The sequence below is a fragment of the Streptomyces sp. NPDC037389 genome (genome assembly GCF_040636475.1).
Taxonomy (GTDB): domain Bacteria; phylum Actinomycetota; class Actinomycetes; order Streptomycetales; family Streptomycetaceae; genus Streptomyces; species Streptomyces hesseae.
Map to the genome: position 1 here is coordinate 1 of NZ_JBEZUS010000001.1, position 16,705 is coordinate 16,705.

At 72.4% G+C, this 16,705-nt stretch carries 14 protein-coding genes and 1 pseudogene; 13 read left to right on the forward strand and 2 right to left on the reverse strand.

Annotation, left to right across the window (positions count from 1 at the left end; all coding sequences use genetic code 11):
• The 5 genes and pseudogenes from AB0E98_RS00005 to AB0E98_RS00025 all read left to right on the forward strand — a co-directional run.
• Nucleotides 1-857, forward strand: a pseudogene (locus AB0E98_RS00005) (elongation factor 4); the annotation flags it as partial.
• A 291-nt stretch (nucleotides 858-1,148) separates the two neighbouring features.
• Nucleotides 1,149-3,038, forward strand: a complete 1,890-nt coding sequence (locus AB0E98_RS00010) for a long-chain fatty acid--CoA ligase (protein WP_361696840.1) — start codon at nucleotides 1,149-1,151, stop codon at nucleotides 3,036-3,038.
• A 138-nt stretch (nucleotides 3,039-3,176) separates the two neighbouring features.
• Entirely contained in the window at nucleotides 3,177-5,015 is a 1,839-nt protein-coding gene (locus AB0E98_RS00015; RefSeq protein ID WP_361696842.1) for an ATP-binding SpoIIE family protein phosphatase, read from the forward strand.
• A gap of 75 nt (nucleotides 5,016-5,090) precedes the next feature.
• A complete protein-coding gene (hemW, locus tag AB0E98_RS00020; protein ID WP_361696844.1) occupies nucleotides 5,091-6,323 on the forward strand; it encodes a radical SAM family heme chaperone HemW in 1,233 nt (410 codons plus the stop codon).
• Between the two features lie 102 nt (nucleotides 6,324-6,425).
• Nucleotides 6,426-6,983 (forward strand): Uma2 family endonuclease, encoded by a 558-nt coding sequence (locus tag AB0E98_RS00025; RefSeq protein WP_361696846.1) that lies wholly within the window; start codon nucleotides 6,426-6,428, stop codon nucleotides 6,981-6,983.
• On the opposite strand, the gene AB0E98_RS00030 is transcribed toward AB0E98_RS00025, so the two are convergent.
• Both AB0E98_RS00030 and AB0E98_RS00035 read right to left on the reverse strand, forming a co-directional pair.
• Nucleotides 6,980-7,810: a DUF3097 domain-containing protein gene (locus tag AB0E98_RS00030; protein WP_361696848.1), complete on the reverse strand. Its 831-nt coding sequence runs from the start codon at nucleotides 7,808-7,810 to the stop codon at nucleotides 6,980-6,982. The two genes, AB0E98_RS00025 and AB0E98_RS00030, sit on opposite strands and share 4 nt — an antisense overlap.
• Before the next feature lie 33 nt (nucleotides 7,811-7,843).
• Entirely contained in the window at nucleotides 7,844-8,587 is a 744-nt protein-coding gene (locus AB0E98_RS00035) for an MBL fold metallo-hydrolase (protein WP_361696850.1), read from the reverse strand.
• 245 nt (nucleotides 8,588-8,832) lie between these two features.
• Between AB0E98_RS00035 and hrcA the strand changes: the two genes are divergently transcribed.
• From hrcA to AB0E98_RS00075, 8 genes are all read left to right on the forward strand, one after another.
• Entirely contained in the window at nucleotides 8,833-9,849 is a 1,017-nt protein-coding gene (hrcA, locus tag AB0E98_RS00040) for a heat-inducible transcriptional repressor HrcA (protein WP_229350864.1), read from the forward strand.
• Nucleotides 9,850-10,986 (forward strand): molecular chaperone DnaJ, encoded by a 1,137-nt coding sequence (dnaJ, locus tag AB0E98_RS00045; RefSeq protein WP_311613057.1) that lies wholly within the window; start codon nucleotides 9,850-9,852, stop codon nucleotides 10,984-10,986.
• A gap of 66 nt (nucleotides 10,987-11,052) precedes the next feature.
• Nucleotides 11,053-12,120 carry a nitronate monooxygenase gene (locus AB0E98_RS00050; protein WP_361696853.1) on the forward strand — a complete coding sequence of 356 codons (1,068 nt, stop codon included), beginning with the start codon at nucleotides 11,053-11,055 and terminating at the stop codon, nucleotides 12,118-12,120.
• Between the two features lie 73 nt (nucleotides 12,121-12,193).
• Nucleotides 12,194-12,943: a 16S rRNA (uracil(1498)-N(3))-methyltransferase gene (locus AB0E98_RS00055; RefSeq protein ID WP_361696855.1), complete on the forward strand. Its 750-nt coding sequence runs from the start codon at nucleotides 12,194-12,196 to the stop codon at nucleotides 12,941-12,943.
• Between the two features lie 32 nt (nucleotides 12,944-12,975).
• On the forward strand, nucleotides 12,976-13,749 hold the full coding sequence (locus tag AB0E98_RS00060) for a helix-turn-helix transcriptional regulator (protein WP_361696857.1): 774 nt from the start codon (nucleotides 12,976-12,978) through the stop codon (nucleotides 13,747-13,749).
• A 268-nt stretch (nucleotides 13,750-14,017) separates the two neighbouring features.
• Nucleotides 14,018-14,884, forward strand: a complete 867-nt coding sequence (locus tag AB0E98_RS00065) for a helix-turn-helix transcriptional regulator (protein ID WP_361696859.1) — start codon at nucleotides 14,018-14,020, stop codon at nucleotides 14,882-14,884.
• A 38-nt stretch (nucleotides 14,885-14,922) separates the two neighbouring features.
• A complete protein-coding gene (locus AB0E98_RS00070) occupies nucleotides 14,923-15,696 on the forward strand; it encodes a helix-turn-helix transcriptional regulator (protein WP_361696861.1) in 774 nt (257 codons plus the stop codon).
• Nucleotides 15,697-15,804: 108 nt separating this feature from the next.
• Entirely contained in the window at nucleotides 15,805-16,686 is an 882-nt protein-coding gene (locus AB0E98_RS00075; RefSeq protein WP_361696863.1) for a GNAT family N-acetyltransferase, read from the forward strand.
• Nucleotides 16,687-16,705 lie beyond the last annotated feature (19 nt).

Consider the following 16,705-nt stretch of genomic DNA (forward strand, 5'->3'; position numbering starts at 1 on the left):
TCAACGACGCCGCGCTGGTCTACGAGCCGGAGACCTCGGCCGCCCTCGGCTTCGGTTTCCGCGTCGGCTTCCTCGGCCTGCTCCACCTCGACGTGGTCCGCGAGCGGCTCGAGCGCGAGTTCGGCCTGGACCTCATCGCCACCGCGCCCAACGTGGTCTACAACGTGCGGATGGAGGACGGCGTCGAGTACGTCGTCACCAACCCGAGCGAGTTCCCCGAGGGCAAGATCGCCGAGGTGCACGAACCGGTCGTCAAGGCGACCGTCCTCGCGCCCACCGAGTTCGTCGGCGCGATCATGGAGCTCTGCCAGTCCCGCCGCGGCACCATGATGGGCATGGACTACCTCTCCGAGGACCGGGTCGAGCTGCGCTACACCCTTCCCCTCGCGGAGATCGTCTTCGACTTCTTCGACCAGCTGAAGTCCAAGACCCGCGGCTACGCCTCCCTGGACTACGAGCCCACCGGCGAACAGACCGCCGAGCTGGTCAAGGTCGACATCCTGCTGCACGGCGACAAGGTCGACGCCTTCTCCGCGATCACCCACAAGGACAAGGCGTACGCGTACGGCGTCCGCCTCGTCGCCAAGCTGCGCGAGCTCATCCCCCGGCAGAACTTCGAGGTGCCGATCCAGGCCGCCATCGGCTCGCGGGTCATCGCCCGTGAGACCGTGCGCGCCATCCGCAAGGACGTCCTCGCCAAGTGCTACGGCGGTGACATCTCCCGTAAGCGGAAGCTGCTCGAGAAGCAGAAGGAAGGCAAGAAGCGCATGAAGATGGTCGGCAGCGTGGAGGTCCCCCAGGAGGCCTTCATCGCGGTGCTGTCCAGCGACGAGAGCGGCGAGAAGGGCAAGAAGTAGCCCCCACGCGAGCCCTCGCGCACTTTCGGCGCCGAGCGTGATGTGCCCCGACCGGTCCCGGTCGGGGCACATCGTCGTTTGTGGGGTCCGGTGATCCGTTGGCCCGGCCGGTGGCCCAAACCGTGTGTCCTCGCACTCTTACGCGAGTGGCCCTTCCGCTCTAGTCTGATCACTGCTCGCGGAGGTTACTCGCCGGTCACCAGCGCGGGTCGTGGCCGGCGCAGGTCATGAGCAGTCGAGCAGTCGAGCAGCGAAAGCAGTCCAGCAACGAAGCGGGCTCCGGAGGATGCCGTGACCGATACACAGGCTCTGATCGAGAACAGGCCGCCCTCCGTGGCGACCCTCTTCCTCGAACGGGTCGAGGCCACACCGGACGCGGAGGCCTACCGCCACCCCGTCCCGTCCCCCTCCGGCGAGGGCCCCGACGCCTGGGCCTCGCTCACCTGGCGGCAGGCCGCCGACCGCGTCTTCGCCATGGCCGCCGGCCTGATCGACCTCGGCGTCCTCCCCCAGGAACGCGTCGCCCTCGCCTGCTCCACCCGGGTGGAGTGGATCCTCGCCGACCTCGGCATCATGTGCGCGGGCACCGCCACCACCCCCGTCTACCCGAGCACCAACGCCGACGAGACCGCCTTCATGCTCTCCGACGCCGATGCCCGGGTCCTGATCGCCGAGGACGCCGCCCAGCTCGCCAAGGCCCGGCTGCGCCGCGCCGAACTCCCGGGCCTCGCCCACGTCGTCGTCATCGAGGCGGCCGACGCCGTCCCCGCCGAGGGCGACCCGGAGGGCTGGGTGCTCTCCCTCGCCGACCTGGAGAAGCGCGGCACCGCCCACCTGGAGCGTCACCCGCAGGCCGTCAAGGACCGGATCGCCGCCCTGCGCCCCGAGGAGCTCGCCACCCTCATCTACACCTCCGGCACCACCGGCCGCCCCAAGGGCGTACGGCTGCGCCACGACGCCTGGTCGTACATGTCCCGCGCGATCCAGGCCACCGAGCTCGTCCGGCCCGACGACGTTCAGTACCTGTGGCTCCCGCTCGCCCACGTCTTTGGCAAGGTGCTCACCGCCGGGCACATCAGCGTCGGGCACATCACCGCCGTGGACGGCAGGGTCGACAAGATCATCGAGAATCTGCCCGTCGTCCGGCCCACCTATATGGCCGCCGTCCCCCGGATCTTCGAGAAGGTCTACAACGGGGTCGCGACCAAGGCCCGCGAGGGCGGCGGCGCCAAGTACAAGATCTTCCGCTGGGCGGCCGAGGTCGCCCGCGAGTACGCCAAGGCCTCCCAGGACAACTACCGCCGCACCGGCAGCAAGGCCGTCCCCTTCGGGCTCGCCGCCAAGCACCGCGTCGCCGACGCCCTCGTCTACTCCAGGATCCGTGACGCCTTCGGCGGCCGGCTGCGCGCCTGCGTCTCCGGCGCCTCGGCCCTCGCCCCCGACATCGGCTACTTCTTCGCCGGCGCCGGCATCCACATCCTGGAGGGCTACGGCCTCACCGAGACCAGCGCCGCCAGCTTCGTCAACCCCGGCGAGGCCTACCGCACCGGCACGGTCGGCAAGCCCCTGCCCGGCACGGAGGTGCGCATCGCCGACGACGGCGAGATCCTGCTGCGCAGCCCCGGCGTCATGGAGGGCTACCACGGCCAGCCCGAGAAGACCGGCGAGGTCCTGGAGCCCGACGGCTGGTTCCACACCGGGGACATCGGCGAGCTCTCCCCGGACGGCTATCTGCGGATCACCGACCGGAAGAAGGACCTGATCAAGACCTCGGGCGGCAAGTACATCGCCCCCGCCGAGATCGAGGGCCGCTTCAAGGCCGTGTGTCCCTACGTCTCGAACATCCTGGTGCACGGCGCCGACCGCAACTACTGCACCGCCCTCATCGCCCTGGACGGCCCCTCCCTGCTGGCCTGGGCCAAGGAACAGGGCATGGAGGACCGCTCGTACGCGGAGGTGGTCGCCGCCGAGGAGACCGAGAAGCTCATCGGCGGCTATGTGCGCGAGCTCAACGAGGGGCTCCAGCGCTGGCAGACGATCAAGAAGTTCCGGCTGCTGCCCCGCGACCTCGACATCGAGCACGGCGAGCTGACCCCCAGCCTCAAGCTCAAGCGGCCGGTCGTCGAGCGTGCGTACAAGGACCTGATCGAGGACATGTACGCGGGCGCCAGGGAGAACTGACAAGCAGGGCCGGGGCCCTGCGGCCGGGGTACTCCCATAGCGGTCACTTACTCAACTCGGCGCACCTGAGCACCGACAGTCTGTCAGTCTGTCGGTGGTGAAATCCGCACTATGCCGTATGCGGTCAGGAGCGCCACTGTGAGGACATCACCGAAGCCCCGGACGGACGGGCCGGTTCCGCGCACCCCGGCTCGTAGTCCCGACCCGCCGCCGTCCGGACCGCCCACGGCCCGTACCAGCCTGCCCGGCGACGCCCGCGCGCCCTCCGCCGCCCGGCGGTTCGTCCGCGGCGTGCTCGCCGGGTGGAACGCCCACGCCGTGGTCACCGACGACGCCACGCTGCTGGTCAGCGAGCTGGTGACCAACGCCGTGGTGCACGCCGGGACATCGGTCGACCTGGAGTGCCGGCTCGACCCCGCGCGCGGCGGCAGCCTCGTCGTGGAGGTCACCGACCACCACCCCACCCGGGAGTTCCGCGCCCGCCCCCGCCAGGGCGGCGGGGACCGCGCCGACGGGCCCGCCCACGGCGGCCAGGGCCTGCGGCTCGTCGCCGAACTGGCCGAGACCTGGGGCACCGCCTACCGCCGCACCGACAAGACCGTCTGGTTCCACCTCCCCACCAGCCCCAGAGACCCCACGGGTCCCGCGTACGCCGTCGACCAGACCCTCCTCGGCGACCTCCGCGTCGCCGAGATCCTCGCCCCCGGCACCCCCTGCGAACCACCCGTCCGCCGCCTCGGCGACAGCGGCCCGCACCGCGCCCTGTCCTTCCTCGCCGAGGCCTCCGAACTGCTCTCCGGCCAGTTCGACGAGGACACCGTCGCCTCCCTCGCCACCCAGCTCGCCGTCCCCCGCCTCGCCGACTGGTGCGCCGTCTGGCTCGACGCCGAGAGCTCCCCCGGCGGCCTCCGCCCCGCCCCGCGCCTCTCCCGCGTCTGGCACGCCCGCGAGAGCTGCGTCGACCCCCTCCGGATCGCCCTCCAGCGCACCCCGCCCGCCCTCGCCGCCGCCGGCCGCGCCGTCCCCTGGCCCCACGCCCCCGCCGGCACCTCCGACGGCCCCGCCGGGGGCTCGGCCCTGGCCTGCCGGCTGGTCGCGGGCGGCCGGGGCGTCGGCACCCTCCTGCTGGGCCGCTCCGGGCCCACCACCATGAGCGGCGACATCGTGTCCCTCACCGAGGACTTCGCCCGCCACCTCGCCCTGTCCCTCGCCTCCGCCCGCAAGTACACCCGCCAGGCCACCATCAGCCGCATCCTCCAGCGCGGGCTGCTCCCGCGCCGCGTCGCCGAGATCCCCGGCATCGACAAGGCCGTCGTCTACGAACCCCGCGGCGACACGACCGCCGGCGGCGACTTCTACGACGTCTTCGCCGCCGGCCGCGGCCGCTGGTGCTTCGCCCTCGGCGACGTCTGCGGCAGCGGCCCCGAGGCCGCCGTGACCACCGGCCTCGTCCGCCCCTGGCTGCGGCTCCTCGCCAAGGAGGGGTACGGCGTCGGCGACGTCCTCACCCGGCTCAACCGGATGCTCGGCGAGGAGGCGGCCGAAGCGGAGACCGCCGGCACGGGGCCGCGCTTCCTGTCCCTCCTCTACGGCGAGCTCGCACCCCACCGCGACGGCGTCCGCTGCACCCTCGCCAGCGCCGGCCACCCGCTGCCGCTGCTCCTGCGCCCCGACGGGTCGGTGCGCAGCGTGGCGGCGCCGCAGATGCTCCTGGGCGTCGTCGACGACGTCGGCTACGGCAGCCAGGCCTTCGACCTGGCCCACGGCGACACCCTGCTGTGCGTCACCGACGGCGTCACCGAGCGCAAGGCCGGAAACCGCCTCTTCGACGACGGCGACGGCCTCGCCGCCGCCCTCGCGGGCTGCGCGGGCCTCACGGCCGAGGGCGTCGCCGGGCGCATCCGCCGCGCCGTCCACGGCTTCGCGCCGACCCCGCCGGACGACGACCTGGCCCTGCTGGTGATCAGGGCGGAGTGATCGGGGCAGAGCGAACGATCAAGGCGGAGTGATCACGGGCCGGGAACGCCCGTCCCATGCCGGACAATGGACGGTATGCCTTCCGTACTGCCCGATGGTGAGCCCATGCCCGAGGACGGGGCCCTGCCCCGCCATGCCCTCGACGGCTCCGGGCAGCGCCCCCTCGGCTTCTACCTGCACGTCCCGTACTGCGCCACCCGCTGCGGCTACTGCGACTTCAACACCTACACCGCGAACGAGCTGCGCGGCTCCGGCGGCGCCCTCGCCTCCCGCGACAACTACGCGGAGACGGTCGCCGAGGAGATCCGGCTGGCCCGCAAGGTCCTCGGCGACGACCCGCGCCCGGTCGAGACGGTCTTCGTGGGCGGCGGCACGCCCACGCTGCTGCCCGCCGCCGACCTGGGCCGGATGCTCGCCGCCATCCGCGACGAGTTCGGGCTCGCGCCCGGCGCCGAGGTCACCACGGAGGCCAACCCCGAGTCCGTCGACCCCCGCTACCTGGAGGAGCTGCGGGCCGCCGGCTTCAACCGCGTCTCCTTCGGCATGCAGAGCGCCCGGCAGCACGTCCTGAAGGTCCTCGACCGTACGCACACCCCGGGCCGCCCGGAGGCCTGCGTGGCCGAGGCGCGCGCGGCGGGCTTCGAGCACGTCAACCTCGACCTGATCTACGGCACGCCGGGCGAGAGCGACGACGACTGGCGCGCCTCCCTGGACGCGGTCGTCGGCGCCGGCCCCGACCACGTCTCGGCCTACGCCCTGATCGTCGAGGAGGGCACGCAGCTCGCACGGCGCATCCGGCGGGGCGAGGTGCCGATGACCGACGACGACGTCCACGCGGACCGCTATCTGATCGCCGAGGAGGCGCTCTCGGCAGCGGGATTCTCCTGGTACGAGGTCTCGAACTGGGCGACGAGCGAGGCGGGCCGCTGCCGCCACAACGAGCTCTACTGGCGCGGCGCGGACTGGTGGGGCGCGGGCCCCGGCGCCCACTCCCACGTGGGCGGCGTGCGGTGGTGGAACGTCAAGCACCCCGGCGCGTACGCCCAGGCCCTGAGCGAGGGCCGCTCCCCGGGCGCGGGCCGCGAGCTCCTCTCCGAGGAGGACCGGCGGGTCGAGCGGATCCTGCTGGAGCTGCGGCTGGAGGAGGGGTGCCCGCTGTCGCTCCTGAAGCCGGCCGGTTCACGGGCGGCGGCCCGGGCGCTTCAGGACGGGCTGCTGCGGCCGGAGGCGTACGAGCGGGGGTGGGCGGCGCTGACGCTGCGGGGGCGGCTGCTGGCGGATGCGGTGGTGCGGGACCTGGTGGACTGATTACCTGTTCGAGTGAACGTGCGCGCATAGGCTGTGAGCCTGCCTACGCTTTCCATAGGCTGCCGTTACATGTGACTGCGGCGGATGTGGAGGACCACGGAGATGACCGCTGTGGATGACCGGACGAAGATCGAGTTCTTCGAGAACCTTGAGGTTCCCGAGGGCTGGCGGGTCGAGCTGCTGCGGGGGGACATCGTGATGATGGCGAGCCCTGACCGAATCCATAACTGGATCGTTCAGGACGTCCAGGACCAGATCCCTCGCGACCGTTGGGATCGGCTCCAGACTCAAGACATCGACATTCCGGGCGAACCGAGTGAGCCAGTGCCGGACCTGGTCGTGTACGAGCGTGGCATCATCACGGGGCCAGGACGCCTTATCCCCGCACCGGCCGTCACGCTGCTGCTCGAGGTCGTGTCCAAAACCAGCGCAAGTCGCGACTATGCGGACAAGAAGTCGATCTATGCGGCCGGACAGGTGCCTGCGTATCTGATCATCGACCCTTTCGAGGCGAAGTGCGTGCTGTTCACCGAGCCGACCGGAGTCGGTGCGGGTGCCGACTACAGCGCGCAGCGGATCACTAAATTCGGCGACCCCGCGCCACTCGACCTGCTCGGGATCACGCTGGACACATCCCGATTCCAGACGCTGGAGCGCTAACCCCCCACCGTCACAAAGTCGATCAGCTCCTCCACCCGCCCGAGGAGCTGCGGCTCCAGGTCCTTGTACGACCGCACCGAGTCCAGAATCCGCTGCCAAGCCGCCCCCGTGTTCTCCGGCCACCCCAGCCCCCGGCACACCCCCGTCTTCCAGTCCTCCCCGCGCGGCACGGACGGCCAGGCCGGGATCCCCACCGACGCGGGCTTCACGGCCTCCCACACATCCACGTACGGGTGACCCACGACCAGCACGTGTTCGGATTCCCCCGTCACCTCCGCCGCGATCCGCGACTCCTTCGAGCCCGGCACCAGGTGGTCGACCAGGACGCCGAGCCGGGCGTCGGGGCCCGGGGCGAAGGAGCGGACGATCGACGGGAGGTCGTCGACGCCCTCCAGGTACTCGACGACGACGCCCTCGATGCGCAGGTCGTCGCCCCACACGCGCTCCACGAGCTCCGCGTCGTGCCGGCCCTCGACGTAGATGCGGCCCGCGCGGGCGACCCGGGCGCGGGCGCCGGGGACGGCGAGGGAGCCGGAGGCGGTACGGGCGGGGGCCGCCGGGGGAGCCGCGAGCGGGCGGACGAGGGTGACGACCCGGCCGTCCAGCAGGAACCCGCGCGGCTCCATCGGGAACACCCGGCACTTGCCGAAGCGGTCCTCCAGCGTCACCGTCGGCCCCTGGGCCGTCTTCTCGCAGCGGATCACCGCCCCGCAGAAACCGGTCGTGACCTCCTCGACCACGAGATCCGGCTCGGCCGGGACCTCGGGAACGGGGGCGGACCGCTTCCACGGCGGAGTGAGATCAGGGCTGTACCGCTTGCTCCACATGCGGGCCATTCTGGTTCAAGATCCACACCCCGGTCACGACACGCCGAAGCGCTCCGCCAGCGCGTCGCGCTGCGCCCGTACGAACGCCGCGTCCACCACCGCGCCGTGCCCCGGCACGTACACCGCGTCGTCCCCGCCGAGGGACAGCAGCCGGTCCAGGGCCGCCGGCCAGGCGTGCGGGAGGGCGTCGGGGCCCGCCTGCGGCTCGCCGGACTCCTCGACGACGTCGCCGCAGAAGACGACCTCGCGTTCCCCCGCGGCCAGTACGGCCAGGTCGTGCGCCGTGTGCCCAGGGCCGACGTTGGCGAGCAGCACCCGTCGCCCGCCGCCGAGGTCGACGGTGAGCTCCCCGGACACCGGGTGGTGGGGGATGACGAGGAGGTCCACGGCCTCGGCCGCGGCGTCGGGGTCCATGCCGTGCCGGACCGCGTCGTGCCGCAGCTCCTCCCCCTCCCGCGCCATCAGCCCCTCGGCGCCCACCGCCGCGTACACCTGGACGCCGGAGAACGCGGCCGTGCCCAGGACGTGGTCGAAGTGGGGGTGGGTGAGTGCGATGTGCGTCACGGGGAGCCCGAAGAGCTCCTGCACCTCACGGCGGATCTCCACCCCCTCGTGGAGCGACGAACCCGTGTCGACGACGAGCACGCCGTCCGTCCCCGCGATCGCCCCGACGGTCGCGTCCCAGCCCGGCAACCTGCGGCGTACCACCCCCGGCGCGAGCCGTTCCCAGTGCTCCCCGCCGGCCGGCGCGGTGCCGGAATCCCCTTGCGTCTGCATACCGTGACGCTAGCGGCAGAGCGGTACGGTTGCCTGCCCGGCGGCGGCCCGGGAAGGGGCCCGGAGGCTCGCGGCGAGGACGGCCCTTGCCCTTGCCGTGGGGCCCGGCCGTACACTGGCTGGAGGGATCTGGCACTCGTGACCATTGAGTGCCAGGGGTGAAGACCCTGTGAGACCCGGTAAGAAACCGTAGGACCCGTACGGTCGTACGACGGCTGGACCACTGGACTGGAGGTGCGCGCGAGATGCTGAGCGAACGCAGGCTCGAGGTATTGCGCGCCATCGTCCAGGACTACGTCGGCACCGAGGAGCCCGTCGGCTCCAAGGCGCTCACCGAGCGGCACAAGCTGGGCGTCTCCCCGGCCACGGTGCGCAACGACATGGCCGCGCTCGAGGAGGAGGGCTTCATCGCCCAGCCCCACACGAGCGCGGGCCGCATCCCGACCGACAAGGGCTACCGCCTCTTCGTCGACAGGCTCGCGGGCGTCAAGCCCCTGTCGACGCCCGAGCGGCGCGCCATCCAGAACTTCCTGGACGGCGCCGTCGATCTGGACGACGTGGTGGCCCGTACCGTCCGGCTGCTCGCGCAGCTGACGCGTCAGGTCGCCGTGGTGCAGTACCCCTCGCTGACCCGTTCGACGGTGCGCCATGTCGAGCTGCTCTCCCTGGCCCCGGCCCGGGTGATGCTCGTCCTGATCACCGACACCGGGCGGGTCGAGCAGCGCATGGTGGACTGCCCGGCGCCGGTCGGTGAGAACGCGCTGGCGGATCTGCGCGCGCGGCTGAACAGCCGTGTCGTGGGCCGCCGGTTCACGGATGTGCCGCAGCTGGTGCAGGACCTCCCCGAGTCCTTCGAGAAGGATGATCGCGGAACCGTTTCGACAGTCCTCTCGACCCTGCTGGAGACGCTGGTCGAGGAGACCGAGGAGCGGTTGATGATCGGCGGTACCGCCAATCTCACTCGTTTCGGTCATGACTTCCCGCTGACGATCCGGCCCGTGCTGGAGGCGCTGGAGGAGCAGGTCGTGCTGCTCAAGCTGCTCGGCGAGGCCAAGGGCTCGGAGATGACCGTACGCATCGGTCATGAGAACGCCCATGAGGGGCTGAACTCCACATCCGTCGTCGCCGTCGGCTACGGTTCGGGCGGCGAGGCCGTCGCCAAACTCGGCGTGGTCGGACCGACCCGCATGGACTACCCCGGAACGATGGGAGCGGTACGCGCAGTGGCACGTTACGTCGGACAGATCCTGGCGGAGTCGTAAGTGGCCACGGATTACTACGCGATCCTGGGCGTTCGGCGCGACGCCTCGCAGGACGAGATCAAGAAGGCCTTCCGCCGTCTCGCGCGCGAGCTCCACCCGGACGTCAATCCGGACCCGAAGACCCAGGAGCGGTTCAAGGAGATCAACGCCGCTTACGAGGTCCTCTCCGACCCGCAGAAGAAGCAGGTCTACGACCTCGGCGGCGACCCCCTGTCCTCCTCGGGCGGCGCGGGTGCGGGCGGTGGCTTCGGCGCGGGCTTCGGCAACTTCTCCGACATCATGGACGCCTTCTTCGGCCAGGCCTCGCAGCGCGGTCCGCGCTCGCGTACGCGCCGCGGCCAGGACGCCATGATCCGGCTTGAGGTCACCCTCAACGAGTCGGCCTTCGGCACCACCAAGGACATCCAGGTCGACACCGCCGTCGTCTGCACCACGTGCAGCGGCGAGGGCGCGGCCCCGGGCACGTCCGCGCAGACCTGTGACATGTGCCGCGGCCGCGGCGAGGTCTCCCAGGTCACCCGGTCCTTCCTGGGCCAGGTCATGACGTCCCGCCCCTGCCCCCAGTGCCAGGGCTTCGGCACGGTCGTGCCGACCCCGTGCCCGGAGTGCGCCGGCGACGGCCGCGTCCGGTCCCGGCGGAACCTGACCGTGAAGATCCCCGCCGGTGTCGACAACGGCACCCGGATCCAGCTCGCGGGCGAGGGCGAGGTCGGCCCCGGCGGCGGCCCCGCCGGCGACCTCTATGTGGAGATCCACGAGAAGCCCCACCCGGTCTTCCAGCGCCGCGGCGACGATCTCCACTGCACGGTCACCATCCCGATGACGGCGGCCGCGCTCGGCACGAAGGTGCCGCTGGAGACCCTGGACGGCGTCGAGGAGATCGACATCCGCCCGGGCACCCAGTCCGGCCAGTCGATCCCGCTGCACCAGCGCGGCGTCACCCACCTGCGCGGCGGCGGCCGCGGTGACCTCGTCGTCCACGTCGAGGTGACCACGCCGTCCAAGCTGGACCCGCAGCAGGAGGAACTGCTGCGCCAGCTCGCCAAGATGCGCGGTGAGGAGCGTCCGACGGGCGAGTTCAAGCCGGGGCAGCAGGGGCTGTTCTCGCGGCTGAAGGACGCGTTCAACGGACGGTAGGTCCGATCGCTACGGGGTAATCGGGGGCTGAGCCCCCGGTTACCCCACTTGTGACACGATGTGCTCATGGCCCCGTTGAACGGACTGTTCGAGCACCCGATCGTGCAGGCCCCCATGGCCGGCGGTGTCTCCACCCCCGCCCTCGCCGCCGCCGTCGGCGACGCCGGCGGCCTCGGCTTCCTCGCCGCCGGCTACAAGACCCCCGGGGCGATGTACGAGGAGATCAAGCAGCTCCGCGCCCGTACGTCCCGGCCCTTCGGCGTGAACCTCTTCATGCCCCAGCCGCCCGCCGCCGACCCGGCGGCCATCGAGGTCTACGCCGAGCAACTGGCCGGCGAGTCCACCTGGTACCGGACCCCGCTGGGCGAGGCCGACCAGGGCTCCGACGACGGCTACGAGGCCAAGCTCGCCGTCCTCCTCGACGACCCCGTCCCCGTCGTCTCCTTCACTTTCGGGTGTCCCGACCGCACGGCCGTGGACGCCCTCGCCAGGGCCGGCACCGTGACCGTGGTGACCGTGACCTCGGCCGCCGAGGCGCTGGCCGCGCGGGAGGCGGGCGCCGACGCGGTCTGCGTCCAGGGCATAGAGGCCGGCGGCCACCAGGGCACCCACCACGACGATCCGCACGCCGACGGCGCGGGCGCCGGGGTCGGCCTGCTGGCGCTCGTGGCCGAGGTCCGGGAGGCCGTCCCGCTGCCCGTCGTCGCGACCGGCGGGCTGATGCGCGGCGCCCAGGTGGCGGCCGTCCTCGCGGCGGGCGCGAGCGCCGCCCAGCTCGGCACCGCCTTCCTCGCCTGCCCGGAGTCCGGGGCCCACGAGCTGCACAAGCGCGCCCTGACCGATCCGCTGTTCGTCCGCACCGAGCTCACCCGGGCCTTCTCCGGCCGCCCCGCCCGCGGCCTGGTGAACCGTTTCCTCCGGGAACACGGCCCCTACGCCCCGGCCGCCTACCCCCAGATCCACTATCTGACCTCCGGCCTGCGCAAGGCGGCGGCCGCCGCCGGCGACCCCCAGGGCATGAACCTGTGGGCCGGCCAGGGCCACCGCCTGGCCCGGGAGCTCCCCGCCGGCGACCTGGTACGGCTCCTGACGGCCGAACTGGACGCGGCGCGCGTGTCGTTGACCGCGCGGTGACAGCCGGAGGTACGGAAGTGGACACGAGTGTGATCACGAGTGTGATTCGGCGCGGCGAGAGAGCGAGTACGTCATGACAGCCCCGGTCTTCCTGGTCGAGGAGGGCGCCCTCACGGGTGTCTTCCCCGGCACCGTCTTCCCGCTGGACGGGCCCGAGGGCCGCCACGCGGTCTCGGTGCGCCGGCTGCGCGTGGGCGAGGAGATCGTCCTGACCGACGGCTCCGGCACGGGCGTCCACGGCACCGTCGCCGCCGTCGAGGGCAAGGACCACCTGGACGTCGCCGTCACCTCCGTACGCTCCGAGCCGGAGCCCCGGCCCCGGATCACCGTCGTCCAGGCGCTGCCCAAGGGCGACCGCGGCGAAGTGGCCGTCGAGACCATGACCGAGACCGGCGTCGACGCGATCGTGCCCTGGGCCGCCTCCCGCTGCGTCACCCAGTGGAAGGGCGAGCGCGGCCTGAAGTCCCTGGGCAAGTGGCGCGCGACCGCCCGCGAGGCCGGCAAGCAGGCCCGCCGGCTGCGCTTCCCCTCCGTCGCCGGGCTCGCCACCACCCGGCAGGTCGCCCAGCTCCTGGCGGGCGCCGACTTCGCGGCCGTCCTCCACGAGGAGGGCAGCACCCCGCTCGCCACGGCGCCCCTGCCGGAGACCGGCGACATCGTCCTGGTCGTCGGCCCGGAGGGCGGCGTCTCCCCCGAGGAGCTCGCCGCCTTCGCCGAGGCCGGCGCCCACCCCTACCGCCTCGGCCCGAGCGTCCTGCGCACCTCGACCGCCGGCACGGCGGCCGCGGCCCTGCTGCTGGGCCGCACGGGGCGCTGGGGCTGACGGGCAGTGAAGCCGGGGGGCGGACGGCGGGGATGACGACACGGACCCAGCAGCTCCAGACACGCGACTACGAGCGGATGCTCGACCTCGCCGTCGCCGTTCTGGAGAGCGACGACCCCGAGTCGTCCTGGCAATTGATCACCGCGCAGCTGCTGGAGACGGTGGGCTGCGACTCGGTCACCTTCTCGGTCGTGGACGTGGCCCGGCTGACCGGAAAGGTGGAGGGCTGGGCACCGCCGCGGCTCGCCCCGTTCGTCGGGGACCTCGTCCAGCGCCGGGTGACCCAGCGTCATCCGCTGGTGTCCTACACCCTGAGCGGCGAGTCCGAGCCGGTGACCGTCGGCGAGATCTATGCGGGCTGGCGGCACACCCAGTGGTACAGCGAGGCGCGCCGGGACTTCGGCATCACCGAGCAGATGGGCCTGCCCCTCCCCGGCGCCCCCGGCACGGTACGGCTCGTGCTCATGGGCCGCGACGGCCGGTTCCGCCCCCAGGACGTGGCCTTCGCCGCCCGCCTCCAGCCCCTGCTCATCGGCGCGGCCAACCACATCCAGGAACTGCGCCGCCTGCGCACCGCCGCGCCCGACCTCACCACCGCCCACCCCTCGGGGCACGGGCTGACACCGCGTGAACTGACCGTGCTGGGGCTGCTGGCGGAGGGCCTGACGGCGGCGGGTATCGGCCGCCGGCTGACGATCTCGCCGCACACGGTCAACCGCCATCTGGAGAAGATCTACCGGAAGCTCGGCACCAACAACCGTGTCTCCACCGTGCTCCTGGCCCAGCAGGTGGGCATCGTCCCCTGAACCGGCCCCGGGGGTATGGCAGGCCCCACCCCCGGGTGGGTAGTTCTTCCCATCGTGCGGCGGAGGGCCCGCGTGCGACCCTGACAGGGACGCGCGATCGCGTCGACGCCGGCCACGGGGGATTCGACGTCGGCGCGGTCCGTGTCTTCCGGGTCTCCGCGTCCTTCCAGCGTTTCCACCAGTGTCCGGGCTCCCTCGGGCTCTCTTGGGCGTGATTCCCCCTGCCGGTAGCATGCGGCGGACGGGGACCGAGAGGGGCGGGCCCGCCATGCCAGGACTTCATGGACACGGACTCCACGCGCGCGATTACGAGCGCATGCTCGACCTCACCGTCGCCGTCCTGGAGCACGACGACCCCGGATCCCTCTGGTATCTGATCTCCGGACACCTGGTCGACGCCCTCGGCCTCAACACGGTCGTCTTCGCCGTGGCCGACCCGGCGCGGGGCCGGGGCGAGGCCCAGGGCTGGGCGCCCCAGTCGCTGGGGCAGGACGTGAGCGCCGTGGTCCAGCGCCGCGTACGACAGCACCACCCCCTCGTCTCCTACCTCGCCGCCCGTGCGCACCGTCCCGTGACCGCGAGCGAACTCTGCGACGACTGGCGGGACTCGCCCTGGTACAGCGAGGCCCACCGCGACTACGGCACGACCCAGCAGCTCGGCGTTCCCGTCCCGGCCGGCGACGGCACCCTGCGCGGCCTCGTCCTCGGTCGCGTCGGCGACTTCACCGACCACGAACTCGCCTTCGCCGCCCGGATCCAGCCACTTCTGATCACGGCCGACCGGCACACGAGAGAACTGAGACGATTACGCGAGGCGGCCTCGCCCCAAGCGGCCCCCACCCCGCTTTCGGCCCCCGCCCCGTTTTCGGCCCCCGTCGCGTTCCCGGCCGCCGCCGCGCCCCGTCACGACCTGACGCCGCGCGAGCTGACCGTGCTGGGCCTGCTGGCGGAGGGGCTGACGGCCGTCGGGATCGCCCACCGTCTGGCGATCTCCCCGCACACCGTCAACCGTCACCTCGAAAAGGTCTACCGGAAGCTCGGCACGAACAACCGGGTGGCGACGGTACTCAGCGCCCAGCAGGCGGGAATCGTGCCCCGGGCGCGAATTTTCTCCCACCCCGCCGACCGCGGGTAGCATGCGGCGAGCGGGGACCGAGAGGAAGCGGAACCCCCATGTCAGGACTTCACGCGCAGGACTACGAGCGCATGCTCGACCTCGTCATGGCCGTCCTGGAGCACGACGACCCCGACTCCCTCTCCCATCTGATCGCCGGGCACCTCCAGGACGCCCTCGGCTGCGACACCGTCATCTTCGCGGGCATCCGCCTCACCGGCCGGGTCGGCTACGCCCAGGGCTGGGCCCCCGCGTCCCTCGGCCCGGGCGTCAGCGACGTCATCCAGCGCAGGGTCCAGCAGCGGCACCCCCTGATCACCTATATGGAAGCCGCCCACTCCAGCCCCGTCAGCATCACCAGCATCTGCGACAGCTGGCGCAACTCCTCCTGGTACAGCGAGGCCCGCCGCGACTACGGCACCACCCACCAGCTCGGCGTCCCCCTCCCCGGCGCCCCCGACGAGATGCGCGCCATCAGCCTCGGCCGCCGCGGCGACTTCACCGACCACGAACTCGCCTTCACCGCCCGCGTCCAGCCCCTGCTCGTCAGGGCGGACCGCCACGTCCGCGAACTCCACCGCCTGCGCGGGGCGACCGCAGCGGCGGCCCCGGCGGCGGACGTCCTCGCCGTGCCCGGCCACGACCTGACGCCGCGCGAACTGACCGTGCTGGGCCTGCTGGCGGAAGGCCTGACGGCGGCGGGTATCGGCCGCCGTCTGACGATCTCGCCGCATACGGTCAACCGCCATCTGGAGAAGGTCTACCGGAAGCTCGGCACGAACAACCGGGTCTCGACGGTGCTGGTGGCCAAGCGGGAGGGGATCGTGCCGTAGGCGTGGGGCCGGCCCGGCGGCGGAAAAGCCGCTGACGGCGGCGACACCCGGCCTCTACCCTGGGGCCGCGTGACACCCCCCTCTCAGCCTTCGTATCACGGAGCCACCTTGCCCATACGCGTCACCGCGCTGACCGACCCCGAAGAGACCTCCGCCGGCCGCCGCCTGGCCTGGCTGGCCTCCGGCCCCGACGGCTTCCCCCTCGGGTCCGCCTTCCTCCGCCTGTTCACCAGGGACGGCCAGCGGCACCTCGCCGAACTGGACGTCCAGGCGCACCCCGCCGAACGCCGCCACGGCGTGGGCTCCCTGCTGCTCGACGCGGCCGTCGCCGCCGCCCGCCAGGACGGCCGCCGCAGCGTCGTCGCCCAGGCCGAGGCGCACTCACCGGGCGCGGCGTTCCTCGCCGCGCGAGGCTTCCGCACGGCGCTGACGTTGACGTACGCCCGGCTGCCGCTGGCCGGGGCGGACCTGCCCGCCCTTGCCGCCGTCGCCGGGGCTTCGCGCCCCGGCTACCGGCTGACGGCCTGGGAGGGGACGGTCCCCGACGACCTCGCGGACACCTTCGTGGCATCGCGCCGGGCCATGGACGACATGCCCATGGGCGCCGTCGACTACGGCACGGTGGTCTGGGACCTCGACCGCGTACGGGCGGCGGCCGCCGCCGTGGCCCGGCGCGGGGACGTCCTCCACACCGTGGCCGTCGTCGACGAGTCGGACGAAACCATCGTGGGCTTCACCGAACTCGTCGTTCCCGGCGACGGAACGGGCGACGGCCAGCACTACGGCACGGCCGTCCTCCCCGAACACCGCGGCCACGGCCTCGCCCAATGGATGAAGGCCGCCGCCATCGTCCACGCCCGCGAGCACCACCCCCGCCTCGGCGGCCTGCTGACCGATACGGCGGACAACAACCCGTACATGCGGCACGTCAACGACGCGTTGGGGTACGTGCCGACGCACGTGGCGTACGAGTATCAGCTGGATCTGTAGGCCGTAGGCCGGTAGTCGG

What these genes read in the sequence shown, in the direction of transcription:
- hemW (WP_361696844.1), top strand. Translation starts at nt 5,091, where the DNA reads ATGCCTTCCGTACTGCCCGATGGTGAGCCCATGCCCGAGGACGGGGCC.
- AB0E98_RS00025 (WP_361696846.1), top strand. Translation starts at nt 6,426, where the DNA reads ATGACCGCTGTGGATGACCGGACGAAGATCGAGTTCTTCGAGAACCTT.
- AB0E98_RS00030 (WP_361696848.1), bottom strand. Translation starts at nt 7,810, where the DNA reads ATGTGGAGCAAGCGGTACAGCCCTGATCTCACTCCGCCGTGGAAGCGG.
- AB0E98_RS00035 (WP_361696850.1), bottom strand. Translation starts at nt 8,587, where the DNA reads ATGCAGACGCAAGGGGATTCCGGCACCGCGCCGGCCGGCGGGGAGCAC.
- hrcA (WP_229350864.1), top strand. Translation starts at nt 8,833, where the DNA reads ATGCTGAGCGAACGCAGGCTCGAGGTATTGCGCGCCATCGTCCAGGAC.
- AB0E98_RS00050 (WP_361696853.1), top strand. Translation starts at nt 11,053, where the DNA reads ATGGCCCCGTTGAACGGACTGTTCGAGCACCCGATCGTGCAGGCCCCC.
- AB0E98_RS00055 (WP_361696855.1), top strand. Translation starts at nt 12,194, where the DNA reads ATGACAGCCCCGGTCTTCCTGGTCGAGGAGGGCGCCCTCACGGGTGTC.
- AB0E98_RS00060 (WP_361696857.1), top strand. Translation starts at nt 12,976, where the DNA reads ATGACGACACGGACCCAGCAGCTCCAGACACGCGACTACGAGCGGATG.
- AB0E98_RS00065 (WP_361696859.1), top strand. Translation starts at nt 14,018, where the DNA reads ATGCCAGGACTTCATGGACACGGACTCCACGCGCGCGATTACGAGCGC.
- AB0E98_RS00070 (WP_361696861.1), top strand. Translation starts at nt 14,923, where the DNA reads ATGTCAGGACTTCACGCGCAGGACTACGAGCGCATGCTCGACCTCGTC.